Annotated in this window: 22 protein-coding genes; 6 read left to right on the top strand and 16 right to left on the bottom strand. The window is 62.3% G+C overall.

The window, feature by feature from the left end; translation table 11 throughout:
* The 6 genes from ACE04I_RS13295 to ACE04I_RS13270 all read right to left on the bottom strand — a co-directional run bounded on the left by ACE04I_RS13295 (position 1) and on the right by ACE04I_RS13270 (position 6,789).
* On the bottom strand, positions 1 to 765 hold the full coding sequence (locus tag ACE04I_RS13295) for a DUF1028 domain-containing protein (RefSeq protein ID WP_046797179.1): 765 nt from the start codon (positions 763 to 765) through the stop codon (positions 1 to 3).
* 3 nt (positions 766 to 768) lie between these two features.
* Positions 769 to 2,553: a gamma-glutamyltransferase family protein gene (locus ACE04I_RS13290; RefSeq protein ID WP_137326795.1), complete on the bottom strand. Its 1,785-nt coding sequence runs from the start codon at positions 2,551 to 2,553 to the stop codon at positions 769 to 771.
* Positions 2,554 to 2,592: 39 nt separating this feature from the next.
* A complete protein-coding gene (locus ACE04I_RS13285) occupies positions 2,593 to 3,462 on the bottom strand; it encodes an ABC transporter permease (protein WP_046797181.1) in 870 nt (289 codons plus the stop codon).
* Positions 3,459 to 4,406, bottom strand: a complete 948-nt coding sequence (locus ACE04I_RS13280) for an ABC transporter permease (RefSeq protein WP_046797182.1) — start codon at positions 4,404 to 4,406, stop codon at positions 3,459 to 3,461. Before ACE04I_RS13280 ends, ACE04I_RS13285 begins: the two co-directional genes overlap by 4 nt.
* Before the next feature lie 65 nt (positions 4,407 to 4,471).
* A complete protein-coding gene (locus ACE04I_RS13275; protein ID WP_046797183.1) occupies positions 4,472 to 5,983 on the bottom strand; it encodes an ABC transporter substrate-binding protein in 1,512 nt (503 codons plus the stop codon).
* 74 nt (positions 5,984 to 6,057) lie between these two features.
* Positions 6,058 to 6,789 (bottom strand): FadR/GntR family transcriptional regulator, encoded by a 732-nt coding sequence (locus tag ACE04I_RS13270; RefSeq protein WP_487207213.1) that lies wholly within the window; start codon positions 6,787 to 6,789, stop codon positions 6,058 to 6,060.
* Between the two features lie 226 nt (positions 6,790 to 7,015).
* Here ACE04I_RS13270 and sthA point away from each other — a divergent pair, with 226 nt between their 5' ends.
* Positions 7,016 to 8,485 (top strand): Si-specific NAD(P)(+) transhydrogenase, encoded by a 1,470-nt coding sequence (gene sthA, locus ACE04I_RS13265; protein ID WP_046797185.1) that lies wholly within the window; start codon positions 7,016 to 7,018, stop codon positions 8,483 to 8,485.
* A 64-nt stretch (positions 8,486 to 8,549) separates the two neighbouring features.
* Here sthA and gndA read toward each other — a convergent pair whose 3' ends face one another.
* On the bottom strand, positions 8,550 to 9,983 hold the full coding sequence (gene gndA / locus ACE04I_RS13260; RefSeq protein WP_046797186.1) for an NADP-dependent phosphogluconate dehydrogenase: 1,434 nt from the start codon (positions 9,981 to 9,983) through the stop codon (positions 8,550 to 8,552).
* 237 nt (positions 9,984 to 10,220) lie between these two features.
* Here gndA and ACE04I_RS13255 point away from each other — a divergent pair, with 237 nt between their 5' ends.
* The 4 genes from ACE04I_RS13255 (at position 10,221) to ACE04I_RS13240 (ending at position 11,742) form a co-directional block, all read left to right on the top strand.
* Complete coding sequence (locus ACE04I_RS13255; protein ID WP_046797187.1) at positions 10,221 to 10,625, top strand: polyketide cyclase; 405 nt, start codon at positions 10,221 to 10,223, stop codon at positions 10,623 to 10,625.
* A gap of 13 nt (positions 10,626 to 10,638) precedes the next feature.
* Positions 10,639 to 10,995: a VOC family protein gene (locus ACE04I_RS13250; protein ID WP_046797188.1), complete on the top strand. Its 357-nt coding sequence runs from the start codon at positions 10,639 to 10,641 to the stop codon at positions 10,993 to 10,995.
* Between the two features lie 62 nt (positions 10,996 to 11,057).
* Positions 11,058 to 11,336, top strand: a complete 279-nt coding sequence (locus ACE04I_RS13245) for a hypothetical protein (RefSeq protein WP_487207169.1) — start codon at positions 11,058 to 11,060, stop codon at positions 11,334 to 11,336.
* Positions 11,329 to 11,742 (top strand): type II toxin-antitoxin system VapC family toxin, encoded by a 414-nt coding sequence (locus ACE04I_RS13240; protein ID WP_046797190.1) that lies wholly within the window; start codon positions 11,329 to 11,331, stop codon positions 11,740 to 11,742. The genes ACE04I_RS13245 and ACE04I_RS13240 overlap by 8 nt, the downstream gene beginning before the upstream one ends.
* Positions 11,743 to 11,783: 41 nt before the next feature.
* Here ACE04I_RS13240 and ACE04I_RS13235 read toward each other — a convergent pair whose 3' ends face one another.
* From ACE04I_RS13235 to ACE04I_RS13200, 8 genes are all read right to left on the bottom strand, one after another.
* Positions 11,784 to 12,500, bottom strand: a complete 717-nt coding sequence (locus ACE04I_RS13235; protein ID WP_046797250.1) for a PAS domain-containing protein — start codon at positions 12,498 to 12,500, stop codon at positions 11,784 to 11,786.
* Between the two features lie 172 nt (positions 12,501 to 12,672).
* Entirely contained in the window at positions 12,673 to 13,602 is a 930-nt protein-coding gene (locus tag ACE04I_RS13230) for a lipid A biosynthesis lauroyl acyltransferase (protein WP_046797251.1), read from the bottom strand.
* Positions 13,603 to 13,608: 6 nt separating this feature from the next.
* Positions 13,609 to 14,637: a zinc-binding dehydrogenase gene (locus tag ACE04I_RS13225; RefSeq protein ID WP_046797191.1), complete on the bottom strand. Its 1,029-nt coding sequence runs from the start codon at positions 14,635 to 14,637 to the stop codon at positions 13,609 to 13,611.
* A 163-nt stretch (positions 14,638 to 14,800) separates the two neighbouring features.
* Complete coding sequence (locus ACE04I_RS13220) at positions 14,801 to 16,087, bottom strand: beta-ketoacyl-ACP synthase (RefSeq protein ID WP_046797192.1); 1,287 nt, start codon at positions 16,085 to 16,087, stop codon at positions 14,801 to 14,803.
* Positions 16,084 to 17,304: a beta-ketoacyl-ACP synthase gene (locus tag ACE04I_RS13215; RefSeq protein WP_046797193.1), complete on the bottom strand. Its 1,221-nt coding sequence runs from the start codon at positions 17,302 to 17,304 to the stop codon at positions 16,084 to 16,086. The genes ACE04I_RS13220 and ACE04I_RS13215 overlap by 4 nt, the downstream gene beginning before the upstream one ends.
* 23 nt (positions 17,305 to 17,327) lie before the next feature.
* Positions 17,328 to 17,801: a 3-hydroxyacyl-ACP dehydratase FabZ family protein gene (locus tag ACE04I_RS13210; protein ID WP_046797194.1), complete on the bottom strand. Its 474-nt coding sequence runs from the start codon at positions 17,799 to 17,801 to the stop codon at positions 17,328 to 17,330.
* A gap of 21 nt (positions 17,802 to 17,822) precedes the next feature.
* Complete coding sequence (locus ACE04I_RS13205) at positions 17,823 to 18,107, bottom strand: acyl carrier protein (RefSeq protein ID WP_105373468.1); 285 nt, start codon at positions 18,105 to 18,107, stop codon at positions 17,823 to 17,825.
* A gap of 127 nt (positions 18,108 to 18,234) precedes the next feature.
* Complete coding sequence (locus ACE04I_RS13200) at positions 18,235 to 19,194, bottom strand: nucleoside hydrolase (protein WP_046797195.1); 960 nt, start codon at positions 19,192 to 19,194, stop codon at positions 18,235 to 18,237.
* 207 nt (positions 19,195 to 19,401) lie between these two features.
* On the opposite strand from ACE04I_RS13200, the gene ACE04I_RS13195 reads away from it, so the two are divergent.
* Positions 19,402 to 20,187 (top strand): TSUP family transporter, encoded by a 786-nt coding sequence (locus ACE04I_RS13195; RefSeq protein WP_046797253.1) that lies wholly within the window; start codon positions 19,402 to 19,404, stop codon positions 20,185 to 20,187.
* Positions 20,188 to 20,224: 37 nt separating this feature from the next.
* On the opposite strand, the gene cobU is transcribed toward ACE04I_RS13195, so the two are convergent.
* A complete protein-coding gene (gene cobU, locus ACE04I_RS13190; protein WP_487207168.1) occupies positions 20,225 to 20,746 on the bottom strand; it encodes a bifunctional adenosylcobinamide kinase/adenosylcobinamide-phosphate guanylyltransferase in 522 nt (173 codons plus the stop codon).
* Between the last annotated feature and the right edge of the window lie 607 nt (positions 20,747 to 21,353).

Below are 21,353 nucleotides of genomic sequence, written 5' to 3'. Positions count from 1 at the left end.
TCATTGGGGTTTCCATGGAGTTGCGAAGGAGGCCGACGGGCGGCCTTCGGCCTCCCGCGCTGCTTCGAGTTCGGCGATCTTCTGGTCGATGACGCGACGGTCGATCATCCCGTGGGGGTTCTCGCGCGTCGGCATGGTTTCGGCCACGTGCACGTAACGTTCCTGCGCCACGGCATGGAGGCGGCGCAGTTCGGCAAGCGGATCGGCATGGTCGTCCGCGTTGATCCTGAGCCAGGGGTAGTCCTGGTCTCGACAGATGACGAGCACGGCGGACTGCCTGCCACGCTTGTCTCCTCCGGCAGCCTCGCCGGCGTCCATGGCGTCGAGCAAGCGTTCGGCCAAGGGCGCTCCGGCGGCAGCGCGCTCCTTGTAGACCCGCAACGTTTCGGCAATCACCTGCGGCCCGGCAAGCATGTTGCCGGCAACCGAAACGTTGTCGTCCAACAGGTGCCCGGCCCAGTCGATGCAGCTCTCGCCGGTAAAGGCGGCATTGCGGCCCTCGGCGTCGATCAGGTGGAGCTGGCGCTGGCGGTGGCCGCCGTCGCGCGCCGTGAGCGTCTCGATCACCTCGTCCGGCGATTTGCCCTCTTCCAGAAGCTTCAAGCCGTCGGTGCCGTAGAGCGGGCTCACGAAGGCCTGCGTGGCGATGGCGCCCACCCTGCCCTTGATGTGCGGCACCGCACAGCCGACCGCGAAGAACCGGCTTGCGACGGCAACGCCGAAATGGCCGCTCTCGGGATCGCGCGCGACGATCGACCAGGTCATGGCCTACCTCCCCACCGCATAGGCCTGCATGAGGCGCGGCGTGGCCGCGGCGCGCAGGAGGCCATCGGCATCGCGGCGCGCGGCCGTCAGGCGGCCGACGCTCCAGGGATCGGCGACGGTGACCTTGTGACCGCGCCGCCGCAGTTCATCGAGTGCCGCGGCGCCGATATTGCTTTCGACCATGATCTCGCCCGGCGAGCTGGTGCGCGGATAGAAGGAACCGGGGAAATGCGAGGTATGGAAGAGCGGCATGTCGATCGCCGCCTGCAGGTTCTTGCCATGATGCGCGTAACGCAGGAAGAACGGCAATTGCCACTGGTCCTGCTGATCGCCGCCGGGCGTCCCGAAGGCGAGCGTCGGGCGTCCCTGATGCAGCGCCAGCGACGGCGTCAGCGTCGTGCGCGGACGCTTGCCGGGCGCAAGCGAAGTGGGCAGGCCCGGCTTCAGCCAGAACATCTGCGCGCGGGAATTCAGCGCGAAGCCGAGGCCGGGAACGATGGGCGAGGATTGCAGCCAACCGCCCGATGGCGTGGTGGAAACCATATTGCCCCAGCGGTCGATCACATCAATATGGACCGTGTCGCCCTTCTTTTCGGAAAGATGCGCCATGGTCGGCTCGTAGACCGTGCCCTTGCCGCTCATCTCGGCGAGCATCGACATGGTGAGATCGAACTGATTGTCATAGCCCGGCACCCTGCCCGGCCGCAGTTCGAGCGATGCCTCCTTGCCGATCAGCTTGCGGCGCTCGTCGTTATAGCCGTCGGAGAGCAGGTATTCGGTCGGCACCTGCGCGAATTCCGGATCGCCGTAATAGACCTCGCGGTCTGCAAAGGCGAGCTTCATCGCTTCCACGACGGTATGCACGAAATCCGGTCCGGCCGGGTCCATGGCGGCGATATCGAAGCCCTTGAGCAGCGCCAGAGACTGCAGGAGTACAGGCCCCTGCCCCCAAGCCGGCGTCTTGGCGATCGTCCAGTCGTGATAATCAAAGGTCTGCGGCGCTTCGATCGTCGCGCGCCAGTTCGCCATGTCTTCGGCTGTCAGGACACCCTTGTGGCGGGCGCCGCTCGCATCCATCACCTCGGCGTCGCGCAGATAGGTGTCGACCGCCTCGGCCACGAAGCCGCGATAGAAGGCATCCCGCGCCGCCTCGACCTGATTTTCGCGGCCGCTCTTGGCTTCGGCTTCCGCGATGATGCGCTTCCAGGTTTCGGCGAGCACCGGGTTCCTGAAATTGGAATGCGGCTCCGGCACCACGCCACCCGGCACCCAGGTCTCGTAGGAGGTCGGCCACTCCTTCTCGAAGAATTCCGCCAGTCCCTTGATGGTGGCCGAGACGCGCGGCAGCATCGGATGCCCGTGCTCGGCATAATAGATAGCCGGCTCAAGAACCTCGCGCACGCTCATCGTGCCGTAGTCGCGCAGCATCAGCATCCAGCCGTCGAAGGCGCCGGGAATCACCGTGGCGAGCAGCCCGTCGCCTGGAATGAGCTTCAGCCCCTCGGCGGTGTAGTGCTCGATGGTCGCGCCGGCAGGCGCCGGTCCCTGCGCACAGATGACCTCCACCTTGTCCTTTTTCTTCGAATAGATCACTGCCGGCATATCGCCGCCCGGCCCCACGAGGTGCGGCTCGACGATCTGCAGCACGAAGCCGGTCGCAACCGCCGCATCGAAGGCATTGCCGCCCTTTTCGAGGATCGCCATGCCGACAGCCGAGGCGATCCAGTGGGTGGAGGTGACGACGCCGAAGGTGCCGAGGATTTCGGGTCTCGTGGTGAATTCAGTCATTCTATTCGTCCTTTATGAAACTCATGCCTCGCGCGGCCATCATGCTTCGCGGGGATCCAGCGCGTCGCGAAGGCCGTCGCCGAGCAGGTTGAAGCCGATGACGACAAGGAAGATCGCAGCACCCGGCCACATGGCCATCCAGGGCGCCTGGGTCAGGAAATTCTTGGCGACATTGAGCATTGAGCCCCAGCTCGGCGCGGGCGGCTGTTGGCCAAGCCCGAGGAAGGAGAGGCTTGCCTCGGCGATGATGGCGGTCGCGACCGTCAGCGTCGCCTGAACGATGATCGGTGCAAAGACGTTCGGAAGGATGTAGCGGGTCATGATATCGAAATGGCCAAGCCCGATGGCGCGGGCACCTTCCACATAATCCTCCGTCTTGACTGCCAGCACCTGGCCACGCGTCAGCCGCACGAAGATCGGCATGGCCGAGAGGCCGATCGCGATCATCGCGTTCATCAGGCTTGGGCCGAGGAAAGCCGCAAGCGCGATTGCGGTGATGAGAAAGGGCATGGCAAGCAGCGCCTCGGTGACGCGCGAGATCACCATGTCCACCCAACCGCCGAAATAGCCGGAGACGAGCCCGAAGGGCACGCCGATCACGACCGCGATCACGACGGACACGACGCCGGCGAGAAGCGAGGCCTGCGCGCCCCAGATCATCCGCGAGAGGATGTCGCGGCCGATATCGTCCGTGCCCAGCCAGTGGGTTGCCGACGGCGCCTTGCGGATGGCGGACCAGCTCGTCGCCAGCGGATCGGGGATCGGCAGGACGGGAGCAAGCACGGCGAGTGCGGTAAAGAAGAAGATGATGACGAGGCCAACGAGAGCGCTTCTGTTGGCCTTCATCTTGCGCCATGCACGGCTCGGCTCGCGGGCTGCCACAGGCGCGGTTTCTTGGATCGCAGTCATAGGGTCGCTCTCAGGCGCGGGTTGAGCAGCACGTAAAGCACGTCCGCCAAGAGATTCATGAGGATGAAGCCGACGGCCGTGCAGAGCACGACGCCCTGCACCACGGCATAATCACGGTTGAAGACGGCATCGACCGTCAGCTTGCCGAAGCCGGGAATGGTGAAGATCTGCTCGGTCAGCACCGCGCCGGCCAGAAGCTCGCCGAAGAGCAGCGCCGTGAGCGTCACCACCGGCAGCAACGCATTGCGGAAACTGTGGCTGAGGATCACCTCGCGCGGCGAAAGGCCCTTGGCGCGCGCCGTGCGGATATAGTCGGCGCTCAGCACGCCCAGCATGGCGGAGCGGGTATGGCGCATCACCTGCGCGGCAAGCGCGGTCGCCAGCACGAAAGCCGGCATGATCATCGTCTGGATGGAGCGCACCGGATCCACGAAGATAGATTCGTAACCGGATGCCGGCAGCCAGCCGAGGTTCACCGAGACCAGCAGGATGAGCATGATGCCGAGCCAGAAATTCGGCACAGAAAGCCCCGAAAGCGCGACGATATTGGCGATGTAATCCAGCACGGTGTTCTTCTTTACCGCTGCCAGGATGCCCATCGGAATGCCGATCATGAGCGAGATGATCATCGCCATCACGGCGAGCTGGATGGTCACCGGCAGCTTCTGCATCACCAGTTCCAGCACGGGCTGGTTGGTGCGCAGCGATATGCCGAAATCGCCGGTCACGATACCGCCGAGCCAATGGACGTATTGCACCGGCACGGGATCGTTCAGGTGGTATTTCTCACGCAGGAACTCGATCGTCGCCGGGTCGCGCTCCTCTCCCGCCATTGCGAGAATGGGATCGCCGGGCAGAAGCTTCTGCAGCGAGAAGACGAAGATGGAAATGATCAGCAGGGTCGGGATCGCGACCAGCAATCGCTTTCCGATATAGACAGGCATGGCGCGCCCTCATTTCTCGAGAGGAGCGCCGCGCGGACGATACCGTCCACGCGGCGGACAAGGGATTACCCGTCGAACTTCACACCCTGGAGGCGGATCATGCCGTCCGGCGAGGGAACGAAGCCCGTGACACCCTTCTTCGACGCCCATATCCAGGACTGGTGGCCGAGATAGATGATCGGCAGGTCCTCATTGAGGATGACGCCGGCCGCATCGTATTTTTCCTTGCGAACCGCATCATCGGTCGAGGCGCGCGCCTCGTTGAGGAGCTTGTCGACTTCCGCGTTGCAATACTTCGTGTCGTTGATGCCGCCACCGCAGGAAATGAACTGGTGGATGTTGCCATCGGGATCGATGCGTCCCGACCAGTCCGAGCGGCTGAGCTGATAATTGCCGCGCGTCTGCTCGTCGAGCAGCGTCGCGAATTCCGTCGATTTCAGGCTCACGTCGAAGCCGGCTTCGGCCACCATCGACTGGACGATCTGCATCATCTGGGCCGCGACCGGATTGTTCGGAACCTGCAGCTCGACCGGCACCCGCTCGAAACCGGCTTCCTGGATGAGGGCCTTGGCCTTTTCGACATCACGCGCCGGCACCGGAAGGTCCTTGTTGTACCATGGGCTTGTCGGAGGATAGGGCTGGTTGCCGGCAACCGCCGTGCCTTCATAGACGATCTGGTTCAGCGCATCGCGGTCGATCGCCAGCGAAAATGCCTGGCGCAGGCGCTTGTCCTTGCCGAACGGGTTATCGGCCCGCGCGCCGTTGGCGATATTCGTGTAAAGCGCCATGTAGCCGATGTTGACGACGGCCTGATAGTTCAGCTTCGCATCTTCCTTCACCGAAGCGGCATCGGTTGCCGCCAGCCGCTCGATCATGTCCAGATCGCCGGCGCGCAGATTGGCAAGACGCACGGTCGTGTCCGGGATAGGCAGATAGGTCACCTTGTCGATGAAGACATTGTCCTTGTTCCAGTAGTCCTGGAACTTCTCCAGCACGATGCGGTCCTGCTGGATGCGCTCGACGAATTTGAACGGTCCGGCGCAGACCGGATGATTGCCGAAATTGGCGCCGAGTTCCTCCGCCGCCTTCGGCGAGACGATCATGCCGGCACGGTCGGAAAGCTGGGCCAGCAGCGTCACGTCGGGCGCCTTCAGCGTGAACTTGACTTCATAGCCGCCGACCGCCTCGACCTTCTCGACCGAAGCCAGCTCGCTCTTGCGGCGCGATTCCGGCAGCTTCATATTCCGCTCGATGGTCGCGACCACGGCCTTGGCATCGAAATCCGTGCCGTCGTGGAACTTCACGCCTTCGCGGAGCTTCATGGTCAGCTCCTTGGCGTCGCTGGACCAGTTCCACTCCGTCGCGAGCTGCGGCACGATCTTCAGGTCCGGCGAGACATCGACCAGCTTGTCGCACATCGCCGTGTAGACGATGCGGCCGACAAAGGTTCGGGACTGGGCGGGATCGAGGACGTCCGGATCGTCCTGGAGGCCGATGCGTAGTTCGGCGGAAGCGGCCGGAAAGGCCAGGAAAGCGCCGGCCAGCAGCGCGGCTGTGAGCTTGAAAATGGGTTTCATCGATTATCCTCTGTTCTGTTCCCGTTTTTGTTCTTTGCCGTCTCTCCGGCGCTGCAGGGCTCTGGCCCCTGCCCTCAGCCGGTTTCGCTGAGGGGATTCAGTTCCTCATGCTCCATCGACGTGACGCGGATGAGCACTTCCTGCAGGCCGAGAAGGTGCTCGCGCATGGCCTCGCCAGCCCGCGCCGGATCGCGCGCGGCAATCGCCTCGACGATGCGCTCGTGCTGCACATGGATAACGTTCTGGTCCCGCCGGCTGCTGCGGGCGCGCTCGCGGATCACCTGCCATGCGTCGTCCTCGCGGACACGGTTGATGACATCGAAGACCGTCAGGAAAAGCTGGTTGCCGGCGCTCTGGGCGATCTGCCGGTGAAAGGCGCCGTCCCACAGCTCCTTGGCGTCCGCATCGTCGCTTTCGGTGATCTTGCGGCAAATCTCCCGCATTTTCTCCACATCGCGAGGTTTGGCCCGCAGTGCGGCGAGCTGCGCGAGTTGGGGCTCGACGCGCAGGCGCACCTCCATGATCTCCAGGAAATCGGTACCCGCAACGATCCGGCCGAGCTGGCCGTCCCAATCGCTGGGACGCTCTCCGACGAAGGTGCCGGCCCCCTGCCGGCGCCAGACCGATCCCTCCGCCTCCAACACTTCCAGCGCCCGCCGGACCGCGCGGCGACCGATGCCGAGCATTTCGGCCAAGGCTCGCTCGGTCGGCAGGCGGCCATCGCTGGTGAGTTCGCCCGCCTGGAGAAGCTCTCTCAGCTTGTCCAGGGCGTAAACCGAGTTGTTGGAAGCGCTCCCCTCTGCCACCTGCACCATCATTTGAACCAATTTCAGATTGGTTCAGTTGGATGGTATTTCAACGCCGACGTCAAGCCGATTTTTAAGCAAATTTCGCAATGCCTATAATTGCAGCAACTTCCTTTCGCAGAGATCGCAAAACATGCAATCAATTGGTTAGGATGACCTGCTATGGATTGACGCGAAACGCCTATTGCAGTGCAGTAGACGTTCGTATTCGAAGGCGGAGCTTTCCATGATCCATTACGATCTTATCGTCGTCGGCAGCGGACCGGCCGGACGCCGTGCCGCCATCCAGGCGGCTAAACTCGAAAAGAAGGTGCTCGTCATCGAGCAGGGCAAGCGCGTCGGCGGCGTTTCCGTCCACACCGGCACCATCCCCTCCAAGACGATTCGCGAGACGGCACTCAATCTGTCCGGCTGGCGGGAACGGGGCTTTTACGGCCGCTCCTATCGGGTGAAGCAGGAGATCAGCGCCGACGACCTGCGCCGCCGTCTGCTGATTACCCTCGACCACGAAGTGGAAGTTCTGGAACACCAGTTTGCCCGCAACCGCGTGCAGAGCATCCGCGGCCATGCGAGCTTCGTGACGCCGGATACCATGTTGATCGTCAAGGATGACGGCGAGGAACTGCACGTGCAGGGCACATCCATCCTGCTTGCGGTGGGCACCAAGCCCTACCGGCCCGACACCATTCCCTTCGATGGCAAGACCGTGGTCGACAGCGACGAGCTTCTCGACCTGGAGAACCTGCCCCGCTCGATCGTGGTGATCGGCGCCGGCGTCATCGGCATCGAATATGCCACCATATTCAGTGCGCTCGACATTGCCGTGACGGTGATCGATCCGAAACCGACGATCCTCGATTTCATCGACAAGGAAATCGTCGAGGATTTCATCTATCAGCTCCGCGACCGCAACATGAAGCTGCTGCTCGGCCAGAAGGCCGACAAGGTCGAGCGGCTCGATAGCGGCAAGGTCTCGGTAACGCTCGATAACGGCCGTCAGGTCGTAACCGACATGGTGCTTTTCGCCGCCGGCCGCATGGGCGCGACCGACACGCTCAATCTCTCGGCTGCGGGCCTCGAGGCAGACAGCCGTGGGCGGCTGAAGGTCAACCCCGAGACCTTCCAGACGTCCGTCCCACATATCTTCGCGGCCGGCGACGTCGTCGGCTTCCCAAGCCTTGCCTCCACCTCCATGGAACAGGGCCGTATCGCCGCCCGGGTCGCCGTGGGCACGATCGCCATGGAGCCGCAGAAATACTTCCCCTACGGCATCTACGCCGTACCTGAAATCTCCACCTGCGGCCTGACTGAGGAGGAGGTGAAGGAGCGCGGCATCCGCTACGAAATCGGCATCGCCCGATTCCGCGAAACCTCGCGCGGCCACATCATGGGCCTCGATACCGGTCTCCTGAAGCTGATCTTCTCCATGAAGACGCGCCGCCTGCTCGGCGTCCACATCGTCGGCGAAGGCGCGACCGAACTGGTGCATATCGGCCAGGCCGTGCTGAATCTCAAAGGCACGGTCGAATACTTCGTCGAGAATACCTTCAACTATCCCACGCTCGCTGAGGCTTACAAGATCGCCGGCCTGGATGCCTGGAACCGCATGGGCGAACGGCCGAAGGAAGCCCCGGTCGCAACCGCTCAATCGCTCGATCCCGCCACATCGGATACGAAAAAAGCCGCCTCGAAGTGAAGCGGCTTTCAACGGATTGCCTATGAGCCCGCCTTTCGGCGGGCTTTTTGCTGGCGGCTCGCGCTCAGCTCAGCGTGCTAAGGCCGCTGCCCCAGGGGCCGTGATGCTTGTCGACGCCGTCGAGGCGGTCGAAGCCGTGGGCGCCGAAGAAGTCGCGCTGCGCCTGGATGAGGTTCGCAGTACCCCGGCCCCGGCGATAGGCATCGAAATAGGAAAGCGCCGAGGAAAGCGCCGGCACCGGCAGGCCGGAGAGCGCTGCATAGGAGACCACGCGGCGGAGCGCCCCATCCGTCTCCTTGACCATCTTGGAGAAGGCCGGCGTGACGATGAGGTTCGGCACATCCGGGTCCCTGGTGAAGGCCGAGGTGATCTCGTCCAGGAACTGCGAACGGATGATGCAGCCGGCGCGCCAGATCTTGGCGATCGTCGGCATCGGCAGGTTCCAGTTATATTCCTCAGATGCCGCGGCCATCACCGCGAACCCTTGCGCATAGGCGCCGATCTTGGCGGCGAGCAGCGCATTTTCGAGATCGGCCAGGAACACCATTCCATCCTTCGGCCTCTCGACCGGCTTCGGCAGGCCGAAGAGCTTTTCCGCAGCCAGGCGCTCGGTCCTCTGCGAGGAGAGGATGCGTCCGGTGACGGCGGCTTCGATGGCGGTGGCAGCGACACCCATGTTCTGAGCCTCGATGACCGACCACTTGCCGGTGCCCTTCTGCCCCGCGGCATCGACGATCACGTCCACCATCGGCTTGCCTGAAATCGGATCGGTAGCCTTCAAGACCTTCTCAGTGATCTCGATCAGGTAGGAATTGAGCCTGCCCGTATTCCACTTGCCGAAGACATCACCGATCTCGGCCGCGCTCATGCCGAGCCCGTCGCGCAGGATGCCGTAGATTTCGGCGATCATCTGCATGTCGGCATATTCGATGCCGTTGTGGATGGTCTTGACGAAGTGGCCGGCGCCGTTTTCGCCGAGCCAGGCGACGCAAGGCTCGTTGTTGAACTTGGCGGAAATCGAGGTCAGCACGCTCTCGACACGCTTCCAGCTCTCTTCCGTGCCGCCGACCATGATCGACGGGCCGTGGCGGGCCCCTTCCTCGCCGCCGGAAACGCCCATGCCGATGAAGGTCAGGCCTGAATCCTTGAGATTGTCGAAACGGCGCATCGTGTCGCGGAAATTCGCGTTGCCGGCATCGATCATGATATCGCCGGCCGAAAGATGCGGCTTCAGGAGCTCCATCTGCTGGTCGACCGGATCGCCGGCCTTGATCATGATGATGATCGGACGCGGCGGGCGGATGGCGGCGACGAAATCTTCCAGCGTCTCGCAGGGAATGATCTTGCCCTGCAGATCCCCGGCCTCGGCGTAGAAATTGCGCGTCGCTTCGGGAGTTCGGTTGAAAACGGCGATTTTGTTGCCCTTTTCAGCGATGTTGAGCGCAAGGTTCGAGCCCATGACGCCAAGACCGATAAGGCCGATTTCTGCCTGTTCCACGGATGTGCCTCCTGTTAGAGATTGGGGGCTTTTTGGCACTCTAAACCGCAAACGGCAAGGCACGCCGGAGATTAAACGATTAAATTTACGCAATGCGAAACCGGTGCGGGATATACGCCCGAGATCCGGGAACGATCCTGCCCCTTTCGGCTTCTTGCGCCATGGACGTTTCATCCCCTTCGCCTATGTTGCATGATGCGTCCTGACGGCGAGGAACAGGAAAAACGGAGACGCGTCATGACACCCATGTCCGCCCGCATTGTCCATATCGGCATCAATCGGAACTGGAAGGAGATCTATGCCTTTGCCTCCAGGCCGGAAAACATGCCCGCATGGGCATCGGGCCTCGCTTCGGGATTGGATCGCGAAGGTGATGACTGGATCGGCGACGGCGGGCCGATCGGCAAGGTAAGGGTGCGCTTTGCCCCGGCCAACGATTTCGGCGTCATGGACCATACCGTGACCATGGAAAACGGGCTGGTGGTGGAAAACGCCTTGCGTGTCATTCCGAATGGCGACGGAGCGGAGGTCATGTTCGCGCTCCTGAAACGGCCGGATATGGATGAAGCCGGTTTCGAAGCCGACGCCGCTCATGTGCGGAAGGACCTCGAAACGCTGAAGCGGCTTATGGAACAGCAATGATGGGAGAGAACCGATGGCCAGCAAAGGTGCCGATCGCAAGATCGATTATGTCGAATTCCACGTAAGGGATATCCAGCCGATGAAGGACTTCTACGGCTCCGCCTTCGGCTGGACGTTCACTGACTACGGACCTGACTATTGCGAGTTCCAGGACGGCCGGCTGACCGGCGGTTTCGCCAAGGCACATACGGTATCGCCGAAGGGCGGAGCGCTCGTCATCCTCTTTGCCGACGATCTGGAAGACGCTGTCGCGCGTGTGGAAAAGGCCGGTGGCAGCATCAGCCGCCCGGTCTTCTCCTTCCCCGGCGGACGCCGCTTCCATTTCGTCGATCCGGAAGGATACGAACTGGGAGTATGGTCGGATAGATGACCACGCCATTCTGGCGCCGAGGCGGGAAATATACTACCTTGGGTGCTTGAACGGAGCGTGTCATGGGCCTGCACAAGCTGGAAATCGAGCTCACGGATGAGCTTCTGTCGAGGATCGACCGCGTCTCGACGCAGACCAACCACACGCGAACGGAAGTGGTGATCGAGACCCTCAAGGATCACCTGCCTGAAGAGGTTGGTTCCAAACAGATTACCAAGGAAGAGCGACTCGAAGCCCTTCAGAGGGCTTGGAAATTGGTGTCGAAACTGGAACCTGGGCGCTCGCAGGCAGAAATCGACAAGCAGATAAGAGAGTCCCGCGAAGATCGAAAATATGACTGACAAGGTCTATGTCGATAGCAACATTCTTATCTACTATGTTGATGGAACGACAGACCTGAAGGCAGCGGCACAGCGGAGTTTGAAAAGTCATGTGGACAAAGGGCGCAGACTTTTCTCCAGCGAACTCACTCTGGGCGAGTGTCTTCGAGGCGCGTGGCGAGACAAAGATGTTGCGGCAACCTTTCTGACCATCCTGGAAGACGACGCCTTCATTTCTTTGACAGGATTGAACAGGGCGATCATAGGGCGCGCCGCCGAAATCGGCGCCGAGCTGAACATGAAGCTCGTCGATGCTCTGCATGTCGCCACGGCGGAAGCCTTGAATTGCGGTGTTTTCCTGGCGAATGACCGGGGCATTCGCGTTCCGGATAGGATCGAGATCTACCACCTTTCCCACTCCGGCTAGCCTGACCGCATCGATATTTGGTGCGGATCGACACCAGGCACTCAGGCTGCGCTGGAGCGGCGTCTGCGATCGGCGGTTTCCTGCATCACGACGAGTGCACCGATGAGCTGCGAAGAACCGGAAAAGCACGGCGACATGCGGCAGTGAATGACGACCGTCTGACCGTTGACCTGATCCGCATAGGTAAACGCCGCGCTTTCGCCGGCAAAACAGCGGTCGAGATTTTCCTTGAATTCCTGACGGAACCGGTGAATGCCGACGAGCTCGGCGATATGCCGGCCGATCAGCGCCTCGCGCGGGAGATCGTGGCGGCTGGCATTTGTCTCGTTGGAATAGAAAACCCGATAGCCGGGGGCGATGACCATGACACGGTCGGAAATGCGGTTGAGAAGGGCGTCGTCCAGAACCCCGTCGACCGTCACATCGCTGATCGCCAAGCCGGTATCCGCTTCCGATTGTTCGCGACGCCTACCGGACTGCTGTATCTCGGGAGAAACGTAGCGCTCGACTAGTGTCTGCAGCAGATAGCCGTTGCGGCGAACGCAGCCGCCGTCATCCGCTTCCTCGTTCAGGAGATCCAGCGCGAACTGGAACTGTGCCTGGATACTGGCCGGATCGCTCGCCTGACTTTCGAAGATCGCCTTCAGCAAGGGATCGAGTTCGCGATCCAGCCGTGCCATGGATGCCGTGTCGCCGCGATCGATCGCATTGAGCAGCTCGGCATGTTTGGACCAGAAAAGGTCGATCAACGCTTGCACGCCACCATCCTCCAAGAAACAGTAGGAGATGTCGCCCTGCGGCAAAACTCTCCAGAGGAATCGCCAGTTTCCTTACTTTAACCTCCTGCAAACTGTTTGAAAACAGTGGCGGAGACGGGGCTCTTGCAACGCAACCGCCACCGATCGCATGCGCGAAAAACAAGTCGGCTTGTCAGAGGGTTTTCTTGATCGCCCAGCGGTCGTGATACCAGAGCCATTGTTCGGGATATTCCCGCACCCAGCTTTCCACCTTGTCGTTCAGCATCTGCGCCGTGGCCTCGACGTCGAGATTGCCGCGTTCGTCGCGGGGAAGCTCGATCCGCGGCTCGATCTCCAGCCGGTAGCGATTATCCGGAAGCCGGATGCACCGAGCCGGATAGACTTCGCAATTGAACTGGCGGGAAAGCTTGGCGAGCAGCGGATTGGTGCGTACCGGCCTGCCGAAGAAAGTGGTCGTGAGGCCCTTCTTGAATTTCTGGTCGACCAGAACGCCGACGCCGCCACCGGCTTCCAGTCGCCGCGCCAATGCAAAGGAAGAGCCGGCATGGGAGGGCACCAGCTGCCCCATGCGGGCGCTGCGGAAGGAAAATACCTTTTCCGCGATATAGGGATTGTTCGGCGGCCGGAAGAGCACCATTACTTCCAGCCCGAAGGCCTTGCCCGCGACCGGCAGCAGTTCGAAATTCCCGGTATGGGCGGTGAAGACGATGAAGGGCCGCGGATTGTCGCGCAAGTCCTGGAAGATCGGAATGCCGGAGACTTCCACCCTGCCCGGCTTCTCCTGCTCCGGATCGAAATCGAAAAGCCGGTCGAGGAAGACATATTCGGTTGCCAAGCGCCCCATATGGCCCCAGCTCGCCACTGCGATCTCCTCGAGCTCGCTGTCGCTCTTCTCGGGAAAGGCGTTACGCAGATTGGTGAGCATCAGCTTGTGGCGGGGCAGATGCGGGCCGACCTTGCGCGCGAGCCGATCGGCGAAGCGGATCGCGGGATCGGCCGGAAACACTTTCAGCAGGTTCAGAAACCCGAACGCCGCCTGCGCCACCGCCCATTGCTGGAAGTTGCGAAGCGCCAGAACGATCCGGATTGCGAACATCTTCACGGGCAATCAGTCCATCCGCAATATGATCTTGCCGAAGACCTGGCGGGTCTCCATGCGCGCCAGCGCCTTGTCGATCTCGCCAAAGGTGACTTCCGTATCGATGACGGGATGGACGATTCCGCGCGCCATCTTCTGCATCGCATCCGCCATGTTCTCCATCCGGCAGCCGAAGGAGCCCAGCAGCTTCAGCTGCTGCTGGAAGAGCATCATGAGGTTCACCTCGGTCGAAATGCCGGAGGTCGATCCGCAGGTAACGAGCCGCCCTCCCCGCTTGAGCGAAAACATCGAACCCGCCCAGGTATCCTTGCCGACATGTTCGAAGACGACGTCGACGCCCTTCTTCTTGGTGAGCTTGCGCACCACGCCTTCGAAGCGATCTGTGCGATAGTTGATGACGTGATCGGCGCCGAGCGCCTTGGCGCGCTCGATCTTGTCGTCGGAACCGACAGTGGTGATGACCGTGCAGCCGATCTTCTTGGCGAGCTGGATCGCCGCCGAGCCGATGCCGGAACCGCCGGCATGCACGAGGATCGTTTCGCCCGATTGCAGCCTCGCATTGTCGAACAGCATGTGCTCGACGGTACCGAAGGTCACCGGCGCCAGCGCGGCGCCGACGGCATCCACACCCGGAGGTGCCGGCACCAGCAAACGCGCCGGCAGGTTGGCCTTCTCCTGGGCAAAGCCGTCGAGATGGAAGCCATGCACGCCGGAGACGTTCTCACAGAGATTGTCCCGCTTCTCCCGGCAAGGCTTGCAGAGGCCGCAGGTGCGCGCGCCGTAGATAGACACGAGCTGGCCGGGCAGCACGTTCGAAACGCCGGGGCCGATCGCCTCGACGACGCCGGAAGCTTCCGCCCCGATCGTCAGCGGCATCTTCCGCTTGGCGAATGCCATGCCGCGCCAGCCCCACACGTCGATGTGGTTGAGCGCAACGGCCTTGACGCGCAAGGTCACTTCGCCCGGACCCGGTGCCTCCGGTTCCGGAATATCCACGGCCTCGAGCCTGCGGTCGTCGATCAATTGCAAAGCGCGCATGGTTTCACGTTTCCTTCCGGATTCATCAGGTCGGCGTGGTCCTGTCATACGCCAAACGTCATGCTCGGAATGTCCGGAGCATCTACCGACCTTCATTCTTTTATCGACGTTCGTGTATCCTCGGCACGGGGCCGAGGATGACGTCCTATTCGTGGCGGTGGCCTTAGACTGGTTCCAGCGTCATGACAAGGCTGGCGTTCTGCCCGCCGAACCCGAAGGAATTGGAAAGCACGGCATTGACCTGCGCATCCCGCTTCTTGCCCGGCACCACGTCGAGCTCGATCGTCGGATCGGGATTGGTGTAGTTGATGGTAGGCGGCAGCGTGCCCGTCCGCATGGTCTGGATCGAGAACACGGCCTCGACGGCGCCAGCCGCGGTGAGCGTGTGACCGATCATAGACTTATTGGAAGAGACCGGAATGCCCTTCAGCTTGTCACCGAAGACGGCGAGCATGGAGCTGTATTCCATCTTGTCGTTTTCCGGTGTCGAAGTGCCGTGCGCATTGATGTAGCCGATGCCGCTCTCATCCATGCCCGCATCGCTGAGCGCTGCATGGATCGTGGCGATGGCCGGCCCGCCGTCGGGCGAGGAGCGCGTGCGGTGGAAGTGGTCGGCCTTCTCGCCGCAGCCTTTGAGGATGCCGAGCACCTTGGCGCCACGCGCGATCGCGGCTTCAAGCGATTCCAGCACCAGCGTCGCGGCACCCTCGGCGATGACGAAGCCGTCGCGATCCTTGCTGAACGGTTTGGATGCCTTTTCCGGCGGGTCGTTCTGCGTGGAAAGGGCCGAAAGAAGCGAGAAGCGGATCAGGGCCTCGGCGCTCACCGAACCGTCCGTCGCGACCACCAGCGAGCGTTCGGTGCGGCCCTGCCGGATCGCCTCGACGCCGAGCTGGATTGCCGTCGCGCCGGAAGCGCAGGCCGTGGAAAGCGTAACCGGCAACCCGCGCGTCCCGAACTTGTCTGCAAGACGCTCCGATATGGAGCCGAACTGGACAGCCTCGAGGAAGACGGGATCCGGCCGCTCGCGCATGGCCGCGAGGAAGCGGTCATAGACATCCCCCGGCTGCTTCGAGGCAGGCGCGCGGTCGGCGAGCGCGAAACGGTCGGACCATTCCGGCTCGACAGGCGGCGCGGCAAGGAAGAGCGGCCCTTCGAAATCGCCGGAGAGACCGGCCTGGGCTAGCGCCTCCGTCGTCGTCTCACGCGCAAACGCATAGGAGCGCTCGACAGCGTTTTCCGCCGGAACCGAGATGAAATCCACCGTGCCGCTGATGCGGGTGGAAAGCTTGTCGGTCGGGAAGCGGCTGATCTTGTGGATGCCGGACGTGCCGGAAGTCAGCGCCGCCCAGTTGTCCGCAAGCCCCTGGCCGAGCGAGGTGATGACGCCCATGCCGGTGACCGCCACGATCGGCCGGCCCAGGTGATCCTTGAAGCGATTGTCGCTCATAACGCTCTCCTTCGCGCGTCGGCCGAAAGCACTGCAACGCCTTCGCCGCGCGTATAACCGACGGTCGTCACCACCGCATGTTTCGCCGGTGCCGGCATCGGCCGCTCGTTTGCCGGGTCGAATGCCGGAACCTTTGCGCCGCCTTTGAGGCTGAGAGCCGCAAGCGCGAGACCCAGCGGAAACTGCGCTTCCATGCCATGCCCCATCACGCCGCCATAGCCGCGGATCGTGGCACCTGGAAATTCCTTTTCGAGAACCGCCTTCTCGCGGGCGACCAGGTCCACGACGCCGCTCGCCCCGGAGAACACGACCGTCTCCGATGCCGCAGCGTCCGATGCCAGACCGGCAAGCCGGACCAGCCGCTTTTCCAGCCTGCCCTCGTCGCGATTGCCGCGATCACCCTCGATCGCATCGATCACCGCATAGATATGAGCGCCGCGGGCCTTTGCATGCGCACGCGATTCCAGCACCAGGAAGGCGCCCACGGAACCCATGATCATGCCGCCGCCATTGTCGTCGGACCGCGACCAGAGCGGGTGCCATTCGCCGGTCGCATGTGCGCGGATGCCCTCGACCAGCAGGATGATATCGGCGCGCTCGGCAACGAAGGCGCCGCCCACGAGATTGTGGGTGGATTGGCCGGCCTTGATCCGGTGGAACGCCGTCTCCACCGCCGAAATGCCGGCCGCCTCCTCGCCCATGAAGGTGCGGGAAGAACCGGTCACCTTGTGGACGATGGAGATATTGCCCGCAAGCAGGTTCGAAAGCTGGGCGAGGAAGAGCGTCGGCCTAAGTTCGGTCGTCAGCTTCTCGTTGAGGAGGATTTCACGGTCGTTGCGCTTCAGCGCCTCATCGACGATCAGCGAATCCACGTTGATGTCGCGTTCGCCGCCACCGGCCGCCACGATCATGTCCATGGAGGCGCAGGCGTCCGCATCCGTCTTCAGGCCGGCATCGTCGAGCGCCAGGCCGGCGGAAAACACGCCGAGACGCTGCCAGTTCTCCATCTGGCGCTGGTCGCCACGCTTGGCGATCTGCAGCGACCAGTCGATTTCCGGCATCGGATGGACGGGATAGGGCGCGAAACGCTCGGTATCCACGTTCGGTGCGCCGGCCTGCGGAGCGGAAAGAAGCGCTGCATGCGCTTCCTTGCCCACGCCCTGGCAGGTGACGATCCCGATCCCGGTGATCACGACATCATTGTCTGACTTGCTCATCTTGTCCTCTTGAACGGACCGCGTCAGGCTCCCGCACGGAGCGCATTCATGAGCCCGACTTCTTCGGCACGCTTGCGCACGATATCCGCAAGCGGCACTTCGCTGAACGGCATGGTGCGCAGCTTCAACTGCGCATCGCAGATCTTCTTGCCGGCCGAGGTTATCTTCGCCTTGGTGACGGCATAGCCGGACCCCTCATGCTCCAGAAACGCCTCGATGTCGAGCACCGCATCCGGTTCCACGAAGGAGCGCATCTTGGCCCCGTCGACCGACATCAGGAAGGGCATGGCGGAAAAATCGGTGGCGGCGAGCACGAGGAAACCGGAGGCCTGGGCCATGGTTTCGATCAGAAGCACGCCCGGCACCAACGGCATTCCGGGGAAGTGACCTTCAAACACCGGGCTCTTGGAAGGCACGACGGATCGCGCCTTCAAGGTCCGCGCCCCAAGATCGACCGTTTCCACACGGTCGATCATCTGGAAATATTCGAGCAGCATGAAGTTATCGGCGGGCCCCGGTCAGGCCTTGGCCGCCCTCAGCTCGTCGATCTTGGCGCAAAGGTTCTTGAGAACGAAATATTCCTCGGTGGAAACCTTGCCTTCGTTCACTTCCTGCGTCCATTGTTCGAGCGGAATCTTGATCCCGAATTCCTTGTCGATCGCGAAGACGATGTCCAGAAAGTCCAGGCTGTCGATGCCGAGATCGTCGATCGTGTGGCTCTCCGGCGTGATCGTCTCCCGGTCGATTTCGCTGGTTTCAGCGATAATGTCGGCAACTTTGTCAAATGTAGCAGTCACGCCCATGTCCTCTGAATGATAGAAAAATCAGGTTCCACATAGGGAAATCAATTCCAAATGCCAATGGCTTCCCGCGATCTGGTGAAAATTTGCCGCGCAATGTTGCCCAAACAGCAATCGAATGCGCCGCTCCTCAGGCCGCTCGGCCCTCCACGATCGCGGCTCGGATGACCTCGAGCACGCTGTCGGCCTGAATATCGGTGCAGACGAGCTGGCTCGGGTGCCCGTCCCAGTCACCCGGCGGGAATCGCCTGCCGTCCGGCTTCTGGATCGTCTGCCCATCGGCTATCCCGCCGCAGACCACGCGGATCGGCCCGCTACGCGTCTTGAAGAGCTCCGGCGCCACCAGATAGACGCAGGCGCAACTGTCGTGCACCACCATGCCGTCGCCGACGCGATGCTTGTAGAAATCGATATAGAACTGCGAGATATCGGAAAGCAGCTGCACCGCCTTGCCGCCGGTCACCGCCATTTCGGCAAGATACCCGCTCGTCATTACCGTTTTCAGCGTCACGTCCAGCCCCACCACCGTCACCCTCCATGGTGCGGTGAAGACGAGGTCGGCCGCTTCCGGATCGCCGTGGATGTTCGCCTCTGCCGCCGGGCTCGTATTGCCGTTGACGTCGAAGGCGCCGCCCATGACGATCACCTCCTTCACCAGCGCGGCGAAATCCGGGTCCGCCTTGAGCGCCAGGGCCAGATTGGTCATGCGCCCGACGGCGACAAGCGTCACCTCACCCGGCTGCGCGCGCACCGTGTCGATGATGAATTGATATGCAGGCCGCGGATCGAGCGGACGGTCGACGGTCTCGGGAATGTCGATATCACCGAGCCCGTTTTCGCCGTGGATGAAAGTCGGCCAATGGCCTTCGGGACGCGAGGGGTCGAACGTGACGCCCGCGCCTTTCGCGACCGGAGCCGAAATTCCCCATTCCTGGGCCAGGAACTGGGCGTTGCGGGTCGTGAAGCCGATCGGCGCATTGCCGAAAACCGTGGTGATGCCGATAAGGTCGATCTGCGGGTGCCGGTGCAGGAAAAGCAACGCCATTGCGTCGTCGATGCCGGGATCGGTGTCGAATATGACCTTGTGCATGATTGTCCGTGTCCTGATCGTGGGGTGGCCGCACCTTCACGGCGCCGCGGCAACATAGCGCCAAACGCGCGCACCGCAATCCCGCACGTTACGCTGCCCGAAGGTCATGAACAGGCTTACATGAACCGAGGATCGGGCTTGCCGTCGCGCCCGTTCGGTGCGACAAGCGCCGCGCCCTCCTCATCGCTCTCATTCGAGTTTCCGGCCTTGGACGACCTCGCCCTCTATCTCGCGCTCATTCTCTTCCTTGCCGCCTTCCTGGCCGGTTTCGTCGATTCCATTGCGGGCGGCGGTGGACTCATCACCATTCCCACCATGCTGATCGCGGGCATACCGCCGCTCGAAGCGGTGGCGACCAACAAACTGCAGGCGATCTTCGGCGTCGCCTCCTCCACGATCGCCTATTCCCGGCGCGGCCATGTGAACCTGAAAAGCCAGCTTCCGATGGCCTCCATGGCATTGGCCGGCGGCGTGGTGGGGGCCTTTCTCGCCAACATGCTGCCCGCGAACTTCTTCGCCGCGGCCATTCCCTTCCTGCTGATTGCGATCGCCCTCTTCTTCGCCCTGAAGCCCAATCTCCACGATGCCGATCGTCACCACCGGGTGACACCGTTCATCTTCGGGCTCACCTTCGTGCCGCTGATCGGCATCTATGACGGAGTATTCGGACCCGGCGCGGGTTCCTTCTACATGCTGGGCTTCGTCCTGCTCGCCGGCTTCGGAATGCTCAAGGCGACCGCACACACGAAGCTGCTCAATCTCGGCTCCAATTGCGGGGCCTTTCTCGTCTTCGCCCTCAATGGCGCGGTCCTTTGGAAGATCGGGCTTCTGATGGGGCTTGGCCAGTTCCTCGGCGCTCAAGCGGGATCGAGACTGGCGATGAAGAACGGCGCCGGCATCATCAAGCCGCTTCTCGTCGTTTCCTGCCTGGCGCTCGCGACCAAGCTGATCGCCGATCCGGCCCATCCCGTATGGAACTGGTTGGGTTTCTAAAGGGCGCAGCGCGCCAAGCCCTGGAGGCCGATGGCTTCTATCCCTTCATCTTGAGCGGCAGTCCGGCCGCCACGAAGAACACCTCGTCGGCGACCGCCGCGATCCGCTGATGCAGACGCCCGGCATGGTCGCGGAACTCCCGCGCCATCCTGTTTTCCGGCACGATGCCGAGCCCGACCTCGTTGGACACCAGGATCAGTCTTGAGGAAAGACGTCCGATGAGTTCCGTCAGTTCGGCGCCGGCCGCATCGATACCGCGCCCTTCCATCATCAGATTGGTGACCCAGAGCGTCAGGCAATCGACGAGGATGACACGGCCCGGCCGGTCGATCGCAGCGAGATGGGAAACGAGGTCGAGAGGCACTTCATGCGTCGCCCAACCCTCCCCGCGATCCGTCCGGTGGCGGGCGATGCGCTCGCGCATCTCGTCGTCGAAGGCGCGGCCGGTGGCGAGATAGTGCCGTTCGAGGCCACTGTCTCGCGCAAGTCTCTCGGAAAACGCGGACTTGCCGGAACGCGCGCCACCGAGAACGAGGATCGCATGGCCTTTATCTGTCATGGGAGCTTTTCGGCCGATTCGGAAAACATGCCGCCGGGAGAAAGAAAAGGACCGGACGATTCGTAGATCAAGAGGCGTCCGGCCCTGTTGGATGATGAACTTCGCTGACTCACAGCGGTATGCCCAAAATGTGGGGCCTGGCGCGGGCCAAGTCAATCCGGAGGATTTTGAAAAAAGCCGCACGGGGTTGAAACCCGGCCGGGTGGCGGAAGGGAAACACCGCTTCCGATAAAAAAGGCGACCGGTACGCACTACCCAACCCGGCGCCATGCGACCAACCGGCCGCGTTGAAATCATTAGCGCCACATTCTTACCGGAACGTTTACCGGGAACATTTTTGCGGAAGGATTTTTGGTTGTGGATCGGCGGAGGCGTCCAGCGTTTGCGCGCGCCTGGTCAATCCGCCACCAAACGGGGACGAAATCACCACCCCACTTCAATCGCATCAATACCTTGTCACTTTTCTCATCCCCGCCCTCTCCAACCATGCCTACAATCGCCCCGCTTCCGTCGCCGGAGTGTTTCGCGAGACGTTCGCGGGCAGGCGGAGGCCGGCGCCCTCATCGGAACCGTAACGTGCGGGAAAGGTGAGGGAGGTGAAAGCCAT

The organism is Rhizobium moroccans (genome assembly GCF_057559155.1).
Note: the sequence above shows the minus strand (reverse complement) of the source record. Positions and strands in the feature narration are given on the sequence as shown.

Excerpts from the sequence above, each read along its gene's own strand:
- ACE04I_RS13275 (WP_046797183.1), bottom strand. The coding sequence starts at position 5,983 with ATGAAACCCATTTTCAAGCTCACAGCCGCGCTGCTGGCCGGCGCTTTC.
- ACE04I_RS13225 (WP_046797191.1), bottom strand. The coding sequence starts at position 14,637 with ATGCGCGCTTTGCAATTGATCGACGACCGCAGGCTCGAGGCCGTGGAT.
- ACE04I_RS13295 (WP_046797179.1), bottom strand. The coding sequence starts at position 765 with ATGACCTGGTCGATCGTCGCGCGCGATCCCGAGAGCGGCCATTTCGGC.
- ACE04I_RS13220 (WP_046797192.1), bottom strand. The coding sequence starts at position 16,087 with ATGAGCGACAATCGCTTCAAGGATCACCTGGGCCGGCCGATCGTGGCG.
- ACE04I_RS13200 (WP_046797195.1), bottom strand. The coding sequence starts at position 19,194 with ATGCACAAGGTCATATTCGACACCGATCCCGGCATCGACGACGCAATG.
- ACE04I_RS13215 (WP_046797193.1), bottom strand. The coding sequence starts at position 17,304 with ATGAGCAAGTCAGACAATGATGTCGTGATCACCGGGATCGGGATCGTC.
- ACE04I_RS13210 (WP_046797194.1), bottom strand. The coding sequence starts at position 17,801 with ATGCTGCTCGAATATTTCCAGATGATCGACCGTGTGGAAACGGTCGAT.
- ACE04I_RS13250 (WP_046797188.1), top strand. The coding sequence starts at position 10,639 with ATGGCCAGCAAAGGTGCCGATCGCAAGATCGATTATGTCGAATTCCAC.
- ACE04I_RS13245 (WP_487207169.1), top strand. The coding sequence starts at position 11,058 with ATGGGCCTGCACAAGCTGGAAATCGAGCTCACGGATGAGCTTCTGTCG.
- ACE04I_RS13205 (WP_105373468.1), bottom strand. The coding sequence starts at position 18,107 with ATGGGCGTGACTGCTACATTTGACAAAGTTGCCGACATTATCGCTGAA.
- cobU (WP_487207168.1), bottom strand. The coding sequence starts at position 20,746 with ATGACAGATAAAGGCCATGCGATCCTCGTTCTCGGTGGCGCGCGTTCC.
- ACE04I_RS13280 (WP_046797182.1), bottom strand. The coding sequence starts at position 4,406 with ATGCCTGTCTATATCGGAAAGCGATTGCTGGTCGCGATCCCGACCCTG.
- ACE04I_RS13255 (WP_046797187.1), top strand. The coding sequence starts at position 10,221 with ATGACACCCATGTCCGCCCGCATTGTCCATATCGGCATCAATCGGAAC.
- ACE04I_RS13290 (WP_137326795.1), bottom strand. The coding sequence starts at position 2,553 with ATGACTGAATTCACCACGAGACCCGAAATCCTCGGCACCTTCGGCGTC.
- ACE04I_RS13285 (WP_046797181.1), bottom strand. The coding sequence starts at position 3,462 with ATGACTGCGATCCAAGAAACCGCGCCTGTGGCAGCCCGCGAGCCGAGC.
- ACE04I_RS13240 (WP_046797190.1), top strand. The coding sequence starts at position 11,329 with ATGACTGACAAGGTCTATGTCGATAGCAACATTCTTATCTACTATGTT.
- sthA (WP_046797185.1), top strand. The coding sequence starts at position 7,016 with ATGATCCATTACGATCTTATCGTCGTCGGCAGCGGACCGGCCGGACGC.